This window comes from Lentzea flava, assembly GCF_014648475.1.
GTDB classification, from domain to species: domain Bacteria; phylum Actinomycetota; class Actinomycetes; order Mycobacteriales; family Pseudonocardiaceae; genus Lentzea; species Lentzea flava.
The window spans coordinates 24,973-39,860 of record NZ_BMRE01000039.1 but is presented as its reverse complement, the minus strand read 5'-3'; the positions used below and the strand labels follow the sequence as shown (position 1 = coordinate 39,860).

The following is a 14,888-nucleotide window of genomic DNA, read 5'->3' as shown; positions in this document are numbered from 1 at the left end:
GACACGGAATTCCCGCGTCCGGCCAACGGAAATTCGACGTCACGGGGACAGCGACTCCGCGAAGTCGTAGAGGCTCTTGATGTCGTTGTCGAAGTACGGCCCGTCCATCTGGCTCGCGTCGGAGTGCCGGTGACTGACGACGCTGTTGATGTAGCCGAGCCCGTTCTGGTCGTTGTACTCCTGCAGCCACGGACCGCCGCTCGAACCGCCGGTCATGTTGCACCAGGCCCTGACCTGCTGGCCGTGGCCGTTCCAGGTCGTGCCCTGGCAGAAGTACTGCAGCTCACCGGTGAACGGCGCACCCGCGGGGTAGCCGAGGATCGTGACGGCCACCGAGTAGCCCCAGTTCCAGCGCAGGCCGTTGCCACCCACGACGTTGACGATCGAGTTGCCGCCGAGGGTCTGCATGATGACGATGCCCATGTCCTCGTCACTGCTGCTGGAGTTGGTCCACGCAGTGCGAGCCGTGAGCTGGTAGGCGCTCCACGTGCCGAACGGGCGAGCCCCGTTGCGGTAGCGCGGAACGAAGACCCAGTTGCGCATCCACTGGCCACCGGCACCGCCGTGCACGCAGTGCCCCGCCGTCTGGACCAGCTTCTTCTTGCCACTGTTGACGGTCGCGCCCGAGCACACGTAGTTCAGGCCGTTGGCCGGGTTGGTGAAGTACACCTTGCCGACCGTCTGCGACTCGTTGAGCATGATCCCGATTCCCTGGGCCTGCTCGGTCTGGACCTTCACCGACGGCGCGGCACCGTCGATGCTGCCCGCACGCCCCGAGGGCTGGGGTGCGGACTTCGCCTTGACCGTGGCAGGACCCGTGGCCGGGATCGCGTTCGCCATGCGCTCCGGCGTCCAGTACGACTCGGCTGCGGCGGCCGACTGGATCTTGTCGTCGGAGGTTCTGGCCAGGCTGGCCGAGCTGCCGTTCGGTGCCGCCTGCGCGGTCGGCACGAAAACGGAAGCGGCCAGCACGAATCCAAAAGCTAACGAAACAGTTCTTTTCGCTGTCATTCGAAATACCCCACTAAACGAGGTTAACTTGCGGCTTTGCGAACGTAGCGAGGCCTCTGACCTGCTGTCCAGGCGTTCGTTTGAAGTTGCTCTGTTCAGCAGAACTGCCATTCCAGGCCTACCGGAAAAAGGTCCGTCCGGGCCATTTCTTCGCCGAATGTGCAGAATCGGAAAGCGCTATCTTGGTTGTTGATCTTGAACCGGGGGCTTGACAGCCGACCGCCACGGGTCTCTACTTAACCCAGCGGTTAGATAACCAAGTGGTTAGGTACGAGATGGATCAGCTGAGCGCCACCTTCGCCGCACTGGCGGACCCGACCCGCCGGGCGATCCTCGCGCGGCTCACCGAGGGCCCGGCGACGGTGAAGGAGCTCTCCGAGCCGTTCGACATCAGCGGCCCGGCGATCTCCAAACACCTGCGCGTGCTGGAGAAGGCAGGCCTGATCACCCGTGGCAGGGAGGCGCAGTGGCGTCCCTGCCAGCTCGACGCGACGCCGTTGAAGGAGGTCGCCGTGTGGGCGGAGAACTACCGCCGCTTCTGGGATGCGAGCTACGCACGCCTGGACGCACTCTTGACCGAGATGAAGGAGACAGAGCAATGACCACCGTCAAGTTCGGCACGACCGTGACCCTCCCGTCCGACACCGAGATCGCGATGTCCCGCACGTTCGACGCGCCGGCTTCGCTGGTGTGGAAGGCGTTCACCGAACCGTCGCTGCTGCGTCGCTGGCTGCTCGGCCCCGACGGCTGGGAGATGCCGATCTGCGAGGTCGACCTGCGCGTCGGCGGCAAGTGGCGGTACGGCTGGGCGATGCCGGACGGCTCCGGCGCGTTCGAGATGTACGGCGAGTACACCGAGGTCACGCCGTATTCGCGCATCGTGAACACCGAACACTTCGAGGACAACCCGCCGGCTGTGACGACGGTGGAGTTCGTGGAGTCCGGCGGGCAGACGACGATGACCACGACGATGAAGCTGGTGTCGCAGGAAGCCAGGGACGCCGTGCTGGCGACCGGGATGGCGGACGGCGCGGGTCGTTCGTACGAGCGGCTGGGCGAGGTGCTGGCCGAGCTGTGACCCGTTCGGCGGAGTGATGCGAGCCGTCGTCCGGGTGATGCTCCGCGTGACGGTCACGCGGAGGGTTGCTGCTCATGAATTCGTTCTTGCTCCTGATGGCGGTGCTGATCACCCTCGCGATCGCCGCCGTCGTCACCTGGTCGTCGCGCCGGGCCGCCAAGCGCGCCGAATCGCGGAGCACCACCGCCGTAGAGACGGCGAAGCTGGCGATCGTCACCGCCACGACCCACCAGCGCCCGGACCCGGCCGACCTCGAACAGGGCCGCATCCGCACGTTCCTGATGCTCGACGAGAGCTCGATCATGAACATGTACGGCCAAACCCCGCAGGCCGCCGCCGAGGCACGAATCCGCGAGGTGGAACGCGGCACCCACCGCGAGGGCTCGCTGGGCCTGACCGGCTCACTGGTCGAGGCGGGCGGCAGGCGCTCCCGCGGCGAAACCGTGCGGGAGACGTTCGAGGCGGAGACGAACGCCGCACGCGCCCTCGACGCCGTGCTCCGGCACCTCACCACCGAGGGCGAGCTTCAGCAGTTCGACCTGACCGCGCAACCACTCCCCGCATCCGCACAGGGCTACGTGAAGATCAAGGCGTCGTACCGGATCACCCTGGGCGACAACGACATCACGGTCTCCGCCACCGGCGTCAGGTTCTCATTGCGGCGTTCGCAGGTGGTGGACTCCGCCGCGGGCGCGTTCGCGGACGGCGAGTCCATCACCGCGATCTGCTTCGGCCGCACGGCGCGGTGGGAGGGGTCCACTCTGGTCATCCTTCCCACCGCCCTCTACCTGGCCTGAGCTTCGTCCACTTCGGACGCTTGCGCGGAGCGTAGTAACCGGCCGTGGCCACGGTTCCCCCAGTAGGGGGCATTTCGGCTGGTTACGTTCGTCCTCATGGGACGTTTCCTCGGTTTCCTCGCAGCCCTGGCCCTCATGCTCGGCTTCGCGGTGCTCTCCGCCCCGCTGGCCAGCGCGGCGCCCGGCACCCGCTGGCAGATCACGCCGTGCCCGTCCGGTACCAAGGCGTTGTGGCTGCCGCGCGTCGCCAAGTTCGGCACCGACATCAGCTGCACCACGGAGGAAGCCCGTGCGGCGGCGGTGAAGGAGGCCGTCGACAGCGGCAGCCCGATGCGGATGATGAACGTGGCGATCGCGTTCGCGCAGCAGATCTCCGACAAGTCGTTGACGCCGGAGTCGTCCTGCGTGCTGGGCGCCAAGGGGGCGATCGGGGAGGCGATCGGCACGTGCGTGGCCGCCTGACCGTCATGCCACTCGACGTGGCTTGTAGTGCGGGGCCTACGAGAACGGCACGATCCCGCTGGGGAGCTGGAAGTGACAGCCGGCTCCCCAGCGACTGAGCTCAGCCGTTGAGCACGGCGCGCGACATCACGACGCGCTGGATCTGGTTCGTGCCCTCGTAGATCTGCGTGATCTTCGCGTCCCGCATCATCCGCTCGACGGGGAAGTCGCGCGTGTACCCGGCGCCACCGAACAGCTGCACCGCATCCGTGGTGACCTCCATGGCCACGTCAGAGGCGAAGCACTTGGCGGCAGCCGTGATGAAGCCGATGTTCGGCTCGCCGCGCTCGGCCTTGGCAGCAGCGACGTAGACCATGTGCCGAGCGGCCTCGATCTTCATGGCCATGTCGGCGAGCATGAACTGCACGCCCTGGAAGTCCGAAATGGACTTGCCGAACTGCTTGCGGTCCTTGACGTACGCGACCGCGGCCTCCAGGGCGCCCTGGGCGATGCCCACGGCCTGCGCGCCGATGGTGGGGCGCGTGTGGTCGAGGGTCCGCAGGGCGGTCTTCAGGCCCGTGCCCGGCTCGCCGATGATGCGGTTGGCCGGGATGGTGCAGTTCTCGAAGTAGATCTCGCGGGTCGGCGAGCCCTTGATGCCGAGCTTGCGCTCCTTCGGGCCCACCGAGAAACCGGGGTCGTCCTTGTGCACGACGAAGGCCGAGATGCCCTGGGACTTCTTCGGCGCCTGAGGGTCGGTCACGGCCATGACCGTGTACCAGGTGGACTCGCCGGCGTTGGTGATCCAGCACTTGGTGCCGTTGAGCACCCAGTGGTCGCCGTCCAGGACGGCGCGCGTGCGCATCGAGGCGGTGTCGGAGCCCGCCTCGCGCTCGGACAGGGCGTAGGACGCCATGGCCTCGCCGGAGGCGATGGACGGCATGACGAGCTGCTTCAGCTCCTCGGAGGCCGACAGGAGGATCGGCATGGTGCCGAGCTTGTTCACCGCCGGGATCAGCGACGACGAGGCGCAGACGCGGGCCACTTCCTCGATGACGATGCACGTGGCCACCGAGTCGGCGCCCTGGCCGTCGTAGGACTCGGGGACGTGGACGGCCGCGAAGCCCGCCTTCACGAGGGCGTTGTGGGCCTCCGTCGGGAAGCGCTCGTTCTCGTCGACCTCGGCCGCGAACGGCTTGATCTCCTTCTCGGCGAGCGAGCGGACGGCCTCTCGCAGCGCCTCGTGCTCCTCGGCGAGCTGGTAGGTGCCGAAGCTCGGGTTCACCTTGTTACCTCCGGGTAGCGAGTACTCGGCACGATGTTAGCGCCCGTTCACCAGGGGCGCCGGTGTGCTGTTGAGCACTCAGAGCGACTTCTGCAGCGCCGCGTCCTTGTCCAGTACGAGCTGCTCGAGTTCCGCCTGGAAGCGGGCCACGCGCTCCTGCAGCGCCGGGTCCGACGCGGCCAGGATGCGCACGGCGAGCAGACCGGCGTTGCGGGCTCCACCCACTGAGACCGTCGCCACCGGGATGCCCGCGGGCATCTGCACGATCGAGAGCAGGGAGTCCATGCCGTCGAGGTACTTGAGCGGCACGGGGACGCCGATGACCGGGAGCACGGTGGCGGAGGCGACCATGCCGGGGAGGTGGGCGGCGCCGCCGGCACCCGCGATGATCACGCGAAGACCCCGGGAGGCTGCCGAGGTCGCGTAGTCGAGCATGCGCTGCGGGGTGCGGTGGGCGGAGACGACGCTCACCTCGAACGAGACGCCGAACTCGGTGAGCGCCTCGGTGGCGGCCTTCATCACCGGCCAGTCCGAGTCGCTGCCCATGATCACGCCAACCTGAGTCACTCCGCACTCCCGTGAATGTCGTATCCGTCTGACCAGACGCCGGTGGACAACCAGTGCGCGGCCAGCCGCGCGCGTTCCCGGACCGACGTCATGTCGTTGCCGAGGAACGTGACGTGACCGACTTTGCGGCCCGGCCGTTCCTCCTTGCCGTAGAGGTGCACGTGGGCGTCCGGGAAACGCGCGAACAGGTGGTGCACGCGCTCGTCCGGGCCCATCGCGGGCGGTTCGGCGGCGCCCAGCACGTTCGCCATCACCACGGCCGGTGCCATCAGGTCGGTGCGGCCCAGCGGGTAGTCGAGGACGGCGCGGAGGTGCTGTTCGAACTGGGAGGTGCGGGCGCCCTCGATCGACCAGTGGCCAGAGTTGTGCGGGCGCATCGCGAGCTCGTTCACGACCACGCCGTCCGCGGTCTCGAACAGCTCGACGGCCAGCACGCCCACGACACCCAGCGCGTCGGCGACCTTCAGGGCCAGCTCCTGGGCCGCGGCACCGTCCAGGTCAGGTGCCGGCGCGAGGACCTCGACGCAGATGCCCTCGGACTGCACGGTCTCGACGATCGGCCACGCCGCGCCCTGCCCGAACGGTGAGCGCGCGACCACGGCCGCCAGCTCGCGGCGCATCGGCACGCACTGCTCGACCATCAGCGGCGTCCCGGCCTCCAGCAGCTCGGGGACGACCAGCTCGGCGCTGTGCGGCTGGTTCAGCATCCACACACCGCGCCCGTCGTAGCCGCCGCGGACCGCCTTCAGCACGCACGGCCAGCCGTGCTCGGCACCGAAGCGGAGCACGTCGCGGACCTCGTGCACCTCGGCGAACGGCGGCACCGGCAGCCCCAGCTCGGCCAGCCGCACGCGCATCTTCAGCTTGTCCTGCGCGTATTGCAGCGCGTCCGGACCTGGGTGCACCTTCACGCCCTCCGCGACCAGCGCCCGCAGGTGCTCCTGCGGGACGTGCTCGTGGTCGAACGTGACGACCTCGCAGCCCTTCGCGAACGCGCGCAACGCGTCGAGGTCGGTGTGCGTGCCGAGCACCACGTCCCGCGCGACGAGCGCGGCGGGGTCGTTCTCGGAGACGGCGAGCACGCGAAGTGACTGGCCGAGCGGGATCGCGGCCTGGTGCGTCATGCGGGCGAGCTGCCCGCCGCCGATCATTCCGACGACGGGGAGACGGGTACGGGAGTCCACGGTTCAGGCAGCCTACCTGCAGCTTCGGTGACGCTCACCAGCAGCTAGCCCTGTGCGGCCGCGGCCTCCGACGCGGGTGCGGGCTCCGTCTCGGAGGTGATGCGGCGGTGGGACCGCGACGGCTTCCACCCGCCGCCGTGGCGCAGCAGCCGGAACGTCAGCGCGAGCAGCACGGCGGAGAGCGCCACGAACAGCCCGAACTCGATGTAGCGGAAGGCCTCGATCCGCTCGACCGGCTGGAAGTCGACGTACGTGCCCGCGGCGCCACCCGACCTGCGCATGCAGCTGTTCGGGTTCACGAGCTTCGCGCACGCCTCCGGCACGCTCATCGGGCTCAGGTCCTTGCCGACGAAACCGTTGCCGAGTTCGAGAGCGCCCGGCGGGACCACCGGGGTGCTGTCCCAACGGGCAATGCTGCGGCTCGCCGGCAGGTAGTGGTCGCGCAGGAGCACCGCCAGCAAGGTCCGGGACAGGGTGTAGAAGACCAGCGTCGCCGCCATCGCGGTCACGACGTGCCTGCTGAGCAGGCCGATGAACACGCCGAGGGCCAGGCCGAAGAGCGCGTAGCCCGCCTGCACGGCGGGGTGCCCCTCGAACGCGGACCACGCCTTGTTGACACCGACGCGTCCGTCGCCGAGCCCGGCGACGGCGCCGAGGACTGCGGCCAAGACGCCGAGCACGAGCGCCTTGCCGCGCAACCACTGCACGGGAGTCACGTCCTGGCCCCACGCCACGAAGTAGGTGCGCTCCTCCAGTTCGCGGGCGATCAGCGGGGCGCCCCAGAACACGCCGATCACGCCACCGAACGACAGCTGCACCATGAGCCCGTAGAAGCCGCTCATCGGCATCGAGTCGATGCCCGTGTTCTTGTTGGCTTCCGCGGAGATCAGCCCGTAGGCGGCGAGGACGACGAGAACCGCGGAGAAGATGATCGTCCACCGGTGCTGACGCCAGGTCAGCCAGACGAAGGCGTTCACGCGGCACGCTCCAGGTGCGCCACGACCAGCTCCTCCAGCGTCACGTACCGCGCGGTCCACGGCTCGGCGATCTGCGTGCCGCCGGAACGCACGAGGTACTGCGACTGCGTCTTGCTGTGCTTCGCCAGCACCACGGGTCCTTCCACAGGGGATTCCGAGTCGCGTGGACCCGTGTAGAGAACGTGCTCTTCCAGCAGCTCGTCGGTGTCGCCGTCCACGATCAGGCGCCCGTCGGCGAGCAGCAGCAACCTGTCCGCGACGCCACCGATCTCCGCGACGACGTGCGTGGAGAAGATCAGCGTCATGCCGTTGTCGTTGACCTCGGTCAGCAGCTCCCGCATGACCTTCCTGCGCGCGAGAGGGTCCAGTTCGGACAGCGGTTCGTCCAGCATGAGGACGTCCGGACGCGATCCCAGCGCCAGCGCGAGGGTCACGTGCGTCCGCTGACCGCCCGAGAGGTCGCCGACCTGCAGTCTGCGCGGCACCTTGAACCTGGTGAGCCACCCGTCGGCGCGCTCGTGGTCCCAGACCTTGTTCATGCGGCGGCCGAACTGCAGGACGTCGGCGACCTTGAAGTCCTTGTACATCGGCTTGTGCTGCGGCACGTAGGCGACCCGGCCCGCGATCGACGTGTGCCCCGACTCCGGCGGCAGGTGACCGGCCAGCACGTTCAGCAACGTCGACTTGCCGGAGCCGTTGGCTCCCACGAGTGCCGTGACGCTGCCCGGCGGCAGCTCGAAGGAGACGTCGTGCACCGCCCACTTCGACACTTCGGCCGCGACCACGCTCATTGCGCTCCCCCACTCAGCACCTCGCGCAGCAGCGCGTAGATGTCCTCGTCCTCCAACCCGGCGGAGCGTGCCTCCGCGACCCAGGCGGCGAGCGTGGCCCGCAGCGGGTCGAAGTCCTCGGGGGCGGCGGACCCCGGAGACGCCTTCACGAAGGTGCCGGAGCCCTGACGGGCTTCGACGAGGCCCGCGAGCTCCAGCTCGCGGTAGGCCTTGAGCACGGTGTTCGCGTTCACGCCGCTGGTCGCGACGACATCGCGGACCGTCGGCAGGCGATCGCCCGGTTGCAACCAACCGAGCCTCAAGGCTTCCCTGACCTGCTGCCCCAGCTGCAGGTACGCGGGAAGGCCGCTGCCACGGTCGACGTGGAACTCGACCACACACGCTCCCCAGATTGTTCTACTGAACTAAGACAATAGAACACTTCTGCGGCCGTTGGGAAGCAAACCGGTGGGGACGGGGAAGACCTGGGCGCGGGACAGGGGGAGATCAGCGCCCAAGCGAGCTCAGCAGCGCGCACGCCTCGGTGTGCGTGTCCGGCAACCGTTCGGTCCAGACCTTCGCGGGCCCGACCGGCCGCACGTTCGGGTCGTCCGCGAGCCGGTCCGCGGCGAGAACGCGCAGGTTGGGGATCCTGCGCGCAAGTGTTTCGTCGCGGCGCACCAGGACCGCGGCCACGCACGGGCCGAGCGTCGCCAGCGTCTCGCCGCCGTCGAAAACGGTCCGGAGGGCGTCCGAGACGAGAGTCATCGCGACCACGCGTGACCAGCCGGAGGCGCGGTGCACGTCCAGGCGCAACAGCACGAGCGCGTAGTCGAGGGGCGCGACCGGTGTCTCCCGGTACACCTCGCCCAGCCGGGTCCGCAGGTACGCGGCCGTCGCCAGCCCGGTCAGCGGGTCCTCGGCCGCGCAGTCGCCGGCCTGCTTCGTCACCACGTCCGCCCATCCCAGCGCTGTCATGCGCAGCATCCGTGAAGGGAGCGCGTCGACGTTCGGCGACACGATGTGCGACTCGTCGGTCAGCACGGCGTGCAGCGCGGCCAGGTCGAGCAGCGTCTCGCTCAGGCCCGCTCCCGCCTCCGCGCGTGCCCGGCCCAGCCGGACCAGCGCGTCGCCGGGGTCGGCGTCCTCCAGCATCGCCGCGCACACGTCGTCGACCTCGGCGAGCGGCCAGTCTGCGGGGAACGCCCAGCCTGCGGCCATGGTGGCGGTGCGCCACCTGGACTTCAGCAGGCGCTCCGCTTGTGCGACACCCACCCGGTCTCCCTTCCTGCTCTCCGATTCCAGGTGGGAAACGCAGCCGGTGCCGACTCATGACGCAACCCGCGTGGGGGATTGAGATGACTCCTCACGGCGTCGTGCGTCACACTGAGCGCCGCGAGGAGGGACACGAGACTTGGCGACCGTTCCTGCAGACGTCCAGGGCCCCAGCGACGCGGAACTCATCGAGTCCGTGCGCGGAGGGACCATCGACGCCTACGGCCAGTTGTACGAACGGCACGTCTCGGCGGCCTACAACCTCGCCCGCCAGTTGGCCCGCTCCCAGGCCGAAGCCGACGACCTCGTGTCCGAGGCGTTCGCGAAGGTGCTCGACACGCTCCGCGCGGGCCGCGGCCCCGACTCGGCGTTCCGCGCGTACCTCCTCACGGCGCTGCGCCACACCGCGTACGACAAGACCCGGCGCGACAAGAAGGTCGACCTCACCGAGGACATGACCGACGTCGCGCCCGCCGTGGCGTTCAGCGACACCGCGGTGGCCGGGCTGGAGCGCTCGATGGCCGCCCGCGCGTTCGCCGCGCTGCCCGAGCGCTGGCAGATGGTGCTGTGGCACACCGAGATCGAGGGCCAGTCGCCCGCCGAGGTCGCCCCGCTGCTCGGGCTGACGGCCAACGGCGTGTCCGCGCTCGCCTACCGCGCCCGTGAGGGCCTCAAGCAGCAGTATCTGCAGATGCACCTGGCCGAGACCAGCGCGGAACGGTGCAGGGCGACGGTCGACCGGCTCGGCGCGTGGACCCGCGCGGGTCTGTCCAAGCGCGAGGCGACGCAGGTCGAGGCGCACCTCGACGAGTGCGGCCGGTGCCGCGCGCTGGCCGCCGAGCTCGCGGACGTCAACGGCGCGCTGCGGATCTTCGTCGCGCCGCTGGTCCTCGGTGTCGGCGCCACGACGTACCTGGTGGCCGCGGGCACGACCACGGCCGTCGTCGGCGCGGGAGCGGCAGCTGGTGGCGCGGGCGCGGTCGGTGCCTCGATCCCCCGCCAGCTGATCACGGTCGGTGGTTCCGCCGCCGCCGTGGCCGCCGCCGTGGTGATCGCGCTGACCGCGGGAGGCGGGCAGCAGCAGCCCCCGCAGGTGCAGGCCGCCGAACCGCCACCAGCGCAGACCGTGGTCGCGCCGCCGCCGTCACCGAAACCGCCGGTGCCCAGCCCCGTCCCGCCACCGCCACCGGCGCAGACCCCGGCCCCGGCGCCCACGCCACCGGCGCCCTCCGCACCCCCGGCCCCCACGCCGGAACCGACCCCTCCGCCCGCGTCGCTCACCCCGACGACGCCGAGCGGCTACACGCTCACGCCCGGCGAGGCGCCCAAGGACTTCCCGATCACGGTCAGGAACACCGGCGGCACCGCGGCCCCACCCGCGAGCATGACGCTGAACCTGCCACCTGGCGTGCTGTCGACCGGCGGGCCGTCGTCGTTCGCCGCGCGGCTGCTGCAGCCGGACGGCGCGACCGACCAGACCGTGAACTGCCCCGCTGGCAGCGGCACGATCACCTGCTCGACGCCCCGGGGCATCGCGCCGGGCGGCCAGGCGACGTTCCTGTTCCGGCTGCAGGCGACCCAGGACGCCCAGCCCGGCACGATCACCGGCACGATCAGCGCGGGCGCCACGATCTCGGTCAACGTCAGCGTCGCGGTCGACGTGCCGCCGGTGAACGACGACATCGAGCTGACCGTGTCGACGTGGCACGAGATGTTCTGGGACCCCCGCGTGGACGTGAAGGTGCGCAACAAGGGCCCGCGCGCCGGCACGTTGAAGCTCGACGTGTCGTCGTCGGAGCACATCGTGGTGTTCACGCCGTGCCGCGAGTGCTCGCGGACGGACAAGAACTCGATCCACTGCGAGACCCAGCTGGACAAGGGCGACAGCTTCCGCACGTCGATCTGGGCGTTCGGGCTGCCGCACCGCGGCGGGACGATCACCGTCACCGCGTCGCTCGGCAACGCCACGAAGACCGTGACGGTGCCGGTGAAGACGCGGCCGGACCACTGGCCGGTCGACGACGTGGTCAAGCCGCAACCGCCGGCCGAGCCCGCGCCGACCACCGTGCCGCCGACGACGACCACGCCGCCGGTAAAGCCGACGCAGCCCACCGAGCCCACTGCGCCCGCGAAGCCGACGTTGCCCCTGCCGCTACCGGGCACGCCGTCGCAGCTCCCGCCGGTGCTGCCGCCGTCGACCGGCTCGCCGACGCCGTCCGTGCCGCCGTCGACCTCGGTGCCGACCGCGCCACCGAGGTCGGAGGAGCCGTGCGAGCCGAGGCCCGGCCTGCTCCCGTGGTTGATCCCCGACCTGCTGGGACGGCCGTGCGCACCAACGCGAAGTTGATCAAAAGTTGATCTTTTGTCGTCACTGAACGTGCAGGTCAGGCACCTCTGGGTGGCGAAAGGTAACACCCGGAGGCAAGCGTCGTTACCTTGATCCGTAAGCTGGCGCGGTGCTGCCAGTCGTTCGCCGCGCCATGAGCCGGTTGCCAGAACCACTCCAGTTCCTGCTGCACAAGCACCGCGAGATGATCCGGTTCGCAGTGGTCGGCGGCACAACGTTCCTCATCGACAACGGCGTCTGGTACGCGCTGAAGCTCACGGTGCTGACCGACAAGGTCGTCACGGCCAAGGTCATCGGCGTGCTCGTCGCGATCATCGCCTCGTACGTGCTGTCGCGCGAATGGTCGTTCCACACCCGCGGCGGTCGCGAGCGCCACCACGAGGCAGCGCTGTTCTTCCTGGTCAGCGGTCTGGGCGTGGCGATCAACATCATCCCGCTGTGGCTGTCACGGCACCTGTTCGGCCTGCAGGCCCCGTTCGTCACGGTCATGACCGAGGAGATCGCGGACTTCGTCTCCGGCTCGATCATCGGCATGCTGCTCGCCACGGGCTTCAAGTTCTGGGCGATGCGGCGCTGGGTGTTCCCGGACGCGGGCGCTCGACCTGACCGGCGCGTTCACCCGATCTCCGTAGACTCGTCCCGTGTCCCTAGCCGAAACAGTGGTCTCCCGGTTTCCGGAGCCGATCCGGTCGATCGCGCTGAAGCATCGTGAGCTGGTCAAGTTCGCCCTGGTCGGGGGCACGTGCTTCGTGATCGACACGGTCCTGTTCTTCGGGATCAAGACCGTCGTCCTGCCCAACAACCCGGTGACGGCGAAGATCATCGCGACCCTGGTCGCCACGATCGTGTCGTACGTCCTCAACCGGGAGTGGTCGTTCCGCACGCGCGGCGGGCGTGAGCGTCACCACGAGGCAGCGCTGTTCTTCCTGGTCAACGGCATCGGCATCGTGCTGAACTCGGCGCCGCTGTACATCGCGCGGTACCTGTTCCACCTGCAGGAGCCGCACGTGACGCGGCTCACCGAGGAGATCTCGGACTTCCTGAGCGCGCAGATCATCGGCACGCTCGTCGCGATGGCCTTCCGCTGGTACGGCTACAAGAAGTGGGTGTTCCCCGAGGAGAACGCGCGCGGGCCGCGGCCGTTGGACGAGGAAGAGGCGCTGGGCCACTCGTGACCGGGAAGCGCTGACTCCTCAGCGCGGCGTGCTGGGCGCCCGCCAGGGGATGCCGACGACGTCCTGGGCCTTCGGCACCGGCAGGAACACCGCGAACGTCGCCGGACGCGCCGTCGAGAGCTCCAACCGGCCGCCGTCCGCGTCGACCAGCGCCCGAGCGAGCGCCAGCCCCACACCGGTCGACCCGCCGCCGGACACACCGCGCTCGAAGATGTGGGCCGCGAGCTCGTCGGGCACGCCGGCGCCACCGTCGCTCACCTCGACCACCACCGTGCCCTCCTCGCTGCGCGCCGAGACCACGACGGGGCCCTCGCCGTGGCGCAGGGCGTTGTCCAGCAGCACGCCGATGGCCTCGCGCAGGCGGGCCGGGGTGGCGCGGGCGAGCAGGCCGTCCGGGACGCGGACGCGCAACGTCCTGCCCTGGCTCTTCACCTGCTCGCGCCACTCGTCGACGATCGCGTTGATGGCGGGCCTGAGCTCCAGCGGCTCGGCGCCGACGGCTCTGGCCGCGCGGGCCGCGGCGAGGAGTTCGTCGAGGACGGCGGCCAGGCGTTCGGCCTGTTCGAGGGCTGCGCGGGCCTCGGCCGCGGTGTCGGGTTCCGGGTGTTCCGCCAGGGCCTCCAGGCGCAGCTGGAGGGCGGTCAGGCGGCTGCGGAGCTGGTGGGAGACGTCGCCGACCAGTTCGCGTTCGCGTTGGACCAGGCGGGCGAGGGCGGTCGCCGACGTGTCCAGGGCTTCGGAGACGGCGTCGAGCTCGGAGATGTTGTAGCGCTGCTGGTCCTCCCGGAAGTCGCCGGCACCCAGCCGGGACGCGCGGGCGGCCACGTAGCCGAGCGGACGGGCAAGCGTTTGCGCCGTCACGAGGGCGACGACCGTGCCGGTACCGACGGACAGGGCGAGCAGGAGCAGCACCAGGCCCGCCACCTGGGCCTGGTTGGTGTGCATCTCCGCGGAGGGGATCTCCAGCCGGACGGTGCCCTGCTGCGCGATCGGCAGCTCCACGACGAGCGGGTCCTCGCCGGGTGAGGGGCCCGTGACCGTGGTCGCGCCGCCGGACACCACGGTCAGGCGGCCGTCGGCTGGCACGACGAACTTGACCGCCTCGACGTCGATGCCCTGCCGGTTGGCGAGCTGGTCGTCGAGCTTGGTCGCGATGCTCTGGGCGCGTTCGGTGAGGGCCCCGCGGGCGTTGTCCTCGACTAGGGTCAGCGCGGAGTAGCCCAGCGGGAGGCCGAGGACGATCCCGGTGACGGCGACGGCGAGCAGGATCGCCCGCAGGATCCGGCGGCGCATCAGTCGGCGTTGAAGCGGAAACCGCGGCCGCGCACGGTCGCGATGCGTTTCTCGGCGGAGTTCGGTGTGCCGTCGCCGAGCTTGCGGCGCAGCCAGGACATGTGCATGTCGAGCGTCTTGCTGCCCTTCAGGTCCGGGTCGTTCCAGACCTCGGAGAGGATCTCGTCGCGGCTCACGACCTGGCCCGCGCGCTGGATGAGCACCTTGAGGAGCTCGAACTCCTTGTTCGCGAGCTGGACCTCACCGCCGTCGACGGTGACGCGGCGGGCGGCGAGGTCGACGCGCACGCCGTTGACCTCGAGCGTGCCCGGCGCCCGGCGGCGCAGCAGAGCCCGGATGCGGGCCATCAGCTCGGCGAGGCGGAACGGCTTCGCGACGTAGTCGTCGGCGCCCGCGTCGAGCCCGACCACGAAGTCGACCTCGTCGGCGCGCGCCGTGAGCATCAGCACGGGGATGCCTCTGCCGTTCTGCCGGAGTCTGCGGCACACCTCCAGACCGTCCATGCCCGGCAGGCCGAGATCGAGCACCAGGAGGTCGATCCCTCCCACCATCGCCGCCTCGAAGGCACTCGGCCCGTCGCTCACTACCTGCACCGAATAACCCTCCCGCGTCAACGCGCGGGAGAGCGGTTCCGCGATGGCCGGATCGTCCTCGGCCAGCAACACCACGCTCACGGCACCCAGCGTAT

The 14,888-nt window shown here is 69.8% G+C and carries 17 protein-coding genes; 7 read left to right on the top strand and 10 right to left on the bottom strand.

The window, feature by feature from the left end:
- Positions 1–39: 39 nt before the first annotated feature.
- Positions 40–972 carry a trypsin-like serine peptidase gene (locus IEZ09_RS32830; RefSeq protein ID WP_229813161.1) on the bottom strand — a complete coding sequence of 311 codons (933 nt, stop codon included), beginning with the start codon at positions 970–972 and terminating at the stop codon, positions 40–42.
- A 314-nt stretch (positions 973–1,286) separates the two neighbouring features.
- On the opposite strand from IEZ09_RS32830, the gene IEZ09_RS32825 reads away from it, so the two are divergent.
- The 4 genes from IEZ09_RS32825 (at position 1,287) to IEZ09_RS32810 (ending at position 3,348) form a co-directional block, all read left to right on the top strand.
- Positions 1,287–1,613 carry an ArsR/SmtB family transcription factor gene (locus tag IEZ09_RS32825; protein WP_089949326.1) on the top strand — a complete coding sequence of 109 codons (327 nt, stop codon included), beginning with the start codon at positions 1,287–1,289 and terminating at the stop codon, positions 1,611–1,613.
- Positions 1,610–2,089 (top strand): SRPBCC domain-containing protein, encoded by a 480-nt coding sequence (locus IEZ09_RS32820; protein ID WP_189257692.1) that lies wholly within the window; start codon positions 1,610–1,612, stop codon positions 2,087–2,089. Before IEZ09_RS32825 ends, IEZ09_RS32820 begins: the two co-directional genes overlap by 4 nt.
- 74 nt (positions 2,090–2,163) lie before the next feature.
- The gene (locus IEZ09_RS32815; RefSeq protein WP_189257691.1) at positions 2,164–2,886 is read left to right on the top strand and encodes a hypothetical protein; all 723 of its coding nucleotides are present in this window, start codon (positions 2,164–2,166) and stop codon (positions 2,884–2,886) included.
- 96 nt (positions 2,887–2,982) lie between these two features.
- Complete coding sequence (locus IEZ09_RS32810; protein WP_189257690.1) at positions 2,983–3,348, top strand: hypothetical protein; 366 nt, start codon at positions 2,983–2,985, stop codon at positions 3,346–3,348.
- Between the two features lie 100 nt (positions 3,349–3,448).
- On the opposite strand, the gene IEZ09_RS32805 is transcribed toward IEZ09_RS32810, so the two are convergent.
- The 7 genes from IEZ09_RS32805 to IEZ09_RS32775 form a co-directional block, all read right to left on the bottom strand.
- Positions 3,449–4,612 carry an acyl-CoA dehydrogenase gene (locus IEZ09_RS32805; protein ID WP_189257689.1) on the bottom strand — a complete coding sequence of 388 codons (1,164 nt, stop codon included), beginning with the start codon at positions 4,610–4,612 and terminating at the stop codon, positions 3,449–3,451.
- Between the two features lie 78 nt (positions 4,613–4,690).
- A complete protein-coding gene (purE, locus tag IEZ09_RS32800; protein WP_268247664.1) occupies positions 4,691–5,179 on the bottom strand; it encodes a 5-(carboxyamino)imidazole ribonucleotide mutase in 489 nt (162 codons plus the stop codon).
- Positions 5,176–6,363: a 5-(carboxyamino)imidazole ribonucleotide synthase gene (locus tag IEZ09_RS32795; RefSeq protein WP_189257688.1), complete on the bottom strand. Its 1,188-nt coding sequence runs from the start codon at positions 6,361–6,363 to the stop codon at positions 5,176–5,178. The genes purE and IEZ09_RS32795 overlap by 4 nt, the downstream gene beginning before the upstream one ends.
- Positions 6,364–6,407: 44 nt before the next feature.
- A complete protein-coding gene (locus IEZ09_RS32790; protein ID WP_189257687.1) occupies positions 6,408–7,340 on the bottom strand; it encodes an ABC-2 membrane transporter-related protein in 933 nt (310 codons plus the stop codon).
- Positions 7,337–8,131: an ABC transporter ATP-binding protein gene (locus IEZ09_RS32785; protein ID WP_189257686.1), complete on the bottom strand. Its 795-nt coding sequence runs from the start codon at positions 8,129–8,131 to the stop codon at positions 7,337–7,339. The genes IEZ09_RS32790 and IEZ09_RS32785 overlap by 4 nt, the downstream gene beginning before the upstream one ends.
- Complete coding sequence (locus tag IEZ09_RS32780) at positions 8,128–8,508, bottom strand: GntR family transcriptional regulator (RefSeq protein ID WP_189257685.1); 381 nt, start codon at positions 8,506–8,508, stop codon at positions 8,128–8,130. The genes IEZ09_RS32785 and IEZ09_RS32780 overlap by 4 nt, the downstream gene beginning before the upstream one ends.
- A gap of 109 nt (positions 8,509–8,617) precedes the next feature.
- Positions 8,618–9,385 (bottom strand): GGDEF domain-containing protein, encoded by a 768-nt coding sequence (locus IEZ09_RS32775; RefSeq protein ID WP_229813160.1) that lies wholly within the window; start codon positions 9,383–9,385, stop codon positions 8,618–8,620.
- A 139-nt stretch (positions 9,386–9,524) separates the two neighbouring features.
- Between IEZ09_RS32775 and IEZ09_RS32770 the strand changes: the two genes are divergently transcribed.
- The 3 genes from IEZ09_RS32770 to IEZ09_RS32760 all read left to right on the top strand — a co-directional run bounded on the left by IEZ09_RS32770 (position 9,525) and on the right by IEZ09_RS32760 (position 12,907).
- Positions 9,525–11,732: a sigma-70 family RNA polymerase sigma factor gene (locus IEZ09_RS32770; RefSeq protein WP_189257684.1), complete on the top strand. Its 2,208-nt coding sequence runs from the start codon at positions 9,525–9,527 to the stop codon at positions 11,730–11,732.
- A 112-nt stretch (positions 11,733–11,844) separates the two neighbouring features.
- Complete coding sequence (locus IEZ09_RS32765; protein WP_370467763.1) at positions 11,845–12,444, top strand: GtrA family protein; 600 nt, start codon at positions 11,845–11,847, stop codon at positions 12,442–12,444.
- Positions 12,374–12,907: a GtrA family protein gene (locus IEZ09_RS32760; protein ID WP_189257683.1), complete on the top strand. Its 534-nt coding sequence runs from the start codon at positions 12,374–12,376 to the stop codon at positions 12,905–12,907. The genes IEZ09_RS32765 and IEZ09_RS32760 overlap by 71 nt, the downstream gene beginning before the upstream one ends.
- Positions 12,908–12,925: 18 nt before the next feature.
- Here the strand turns inward: IEZ09_RS32760 and IEZ09_RS32755 are convergent, their stop codons facing one another.
- Complete coding sequence (locus tag IEZ09_RS32755) at positions 12,926–14,200, bottom strand: ATP-binding protein (RefSeq protein WP_189257682.1); 1,275 nt, start codon at positions 14,198–14,200, stop codon at positions 12,926–12,928.
- Positions 14,200–14,874, bottom strand: a complete 675-nt coding sequence (locus IEZ09_RS32750) for a response regulator transcription factor (RefSeq protein WP_189257681.1) — start codon at positions 14,872–14,874, stop codon at positions 14,200–14,202. The genes IEZ09_RS32755 and IEZ09_RS32750 overlap by 1 nt, the downstream gene beginning before the upstream one ends.
- Positions 14,875–14,888: the final 14 nt, after the last annotated feature.

Coding starts and splice junctions, on each gene's coding strand:
- IEZ09_RS32825 (WP_089949326.1), top strand. CDS start 1,287: ATGGATCAGCTGAGCGCCACCTTCGCCGCACTGGCGGACCCGACCCGC.
- IEZ09_RS32820 (WP_189257692.1), top strand. CDS start 1,610: ATGACCACCGTCAAGTTCGGCACGACCGTGACCCTCCCGTCCGACACC.
- IEZ09_RS32815 (WP_189257691.1), top strand. CDS start 2,164: ATGAATTCGTTCTTGCTCCTGATGGCGGTGCTGATCACCCTCGCGATC.
- IEZ09_RS32810 (WP_189257690.1), top strand. CDS start 2,983: ATGGGACGTTTCCTCGGTTTCCTCGCAGCCCTGGCCCTCATGCTCGGC.
- IEZ09_RS32785 (WP_189257686.1), bottom strand. CDS start 8,131: ATGAGCGTGGTCGCGGCCGAAGTGTCGAAGTGGGCGGTGCACGACGTC.
- IEZ09_RS32755 (WP_189257682.1), bottom strand. CDS start 14,200: ATGCGCCGCCGGATCCTGCGGGCGATCCTGCTCGCCGTCGCCGTCACC.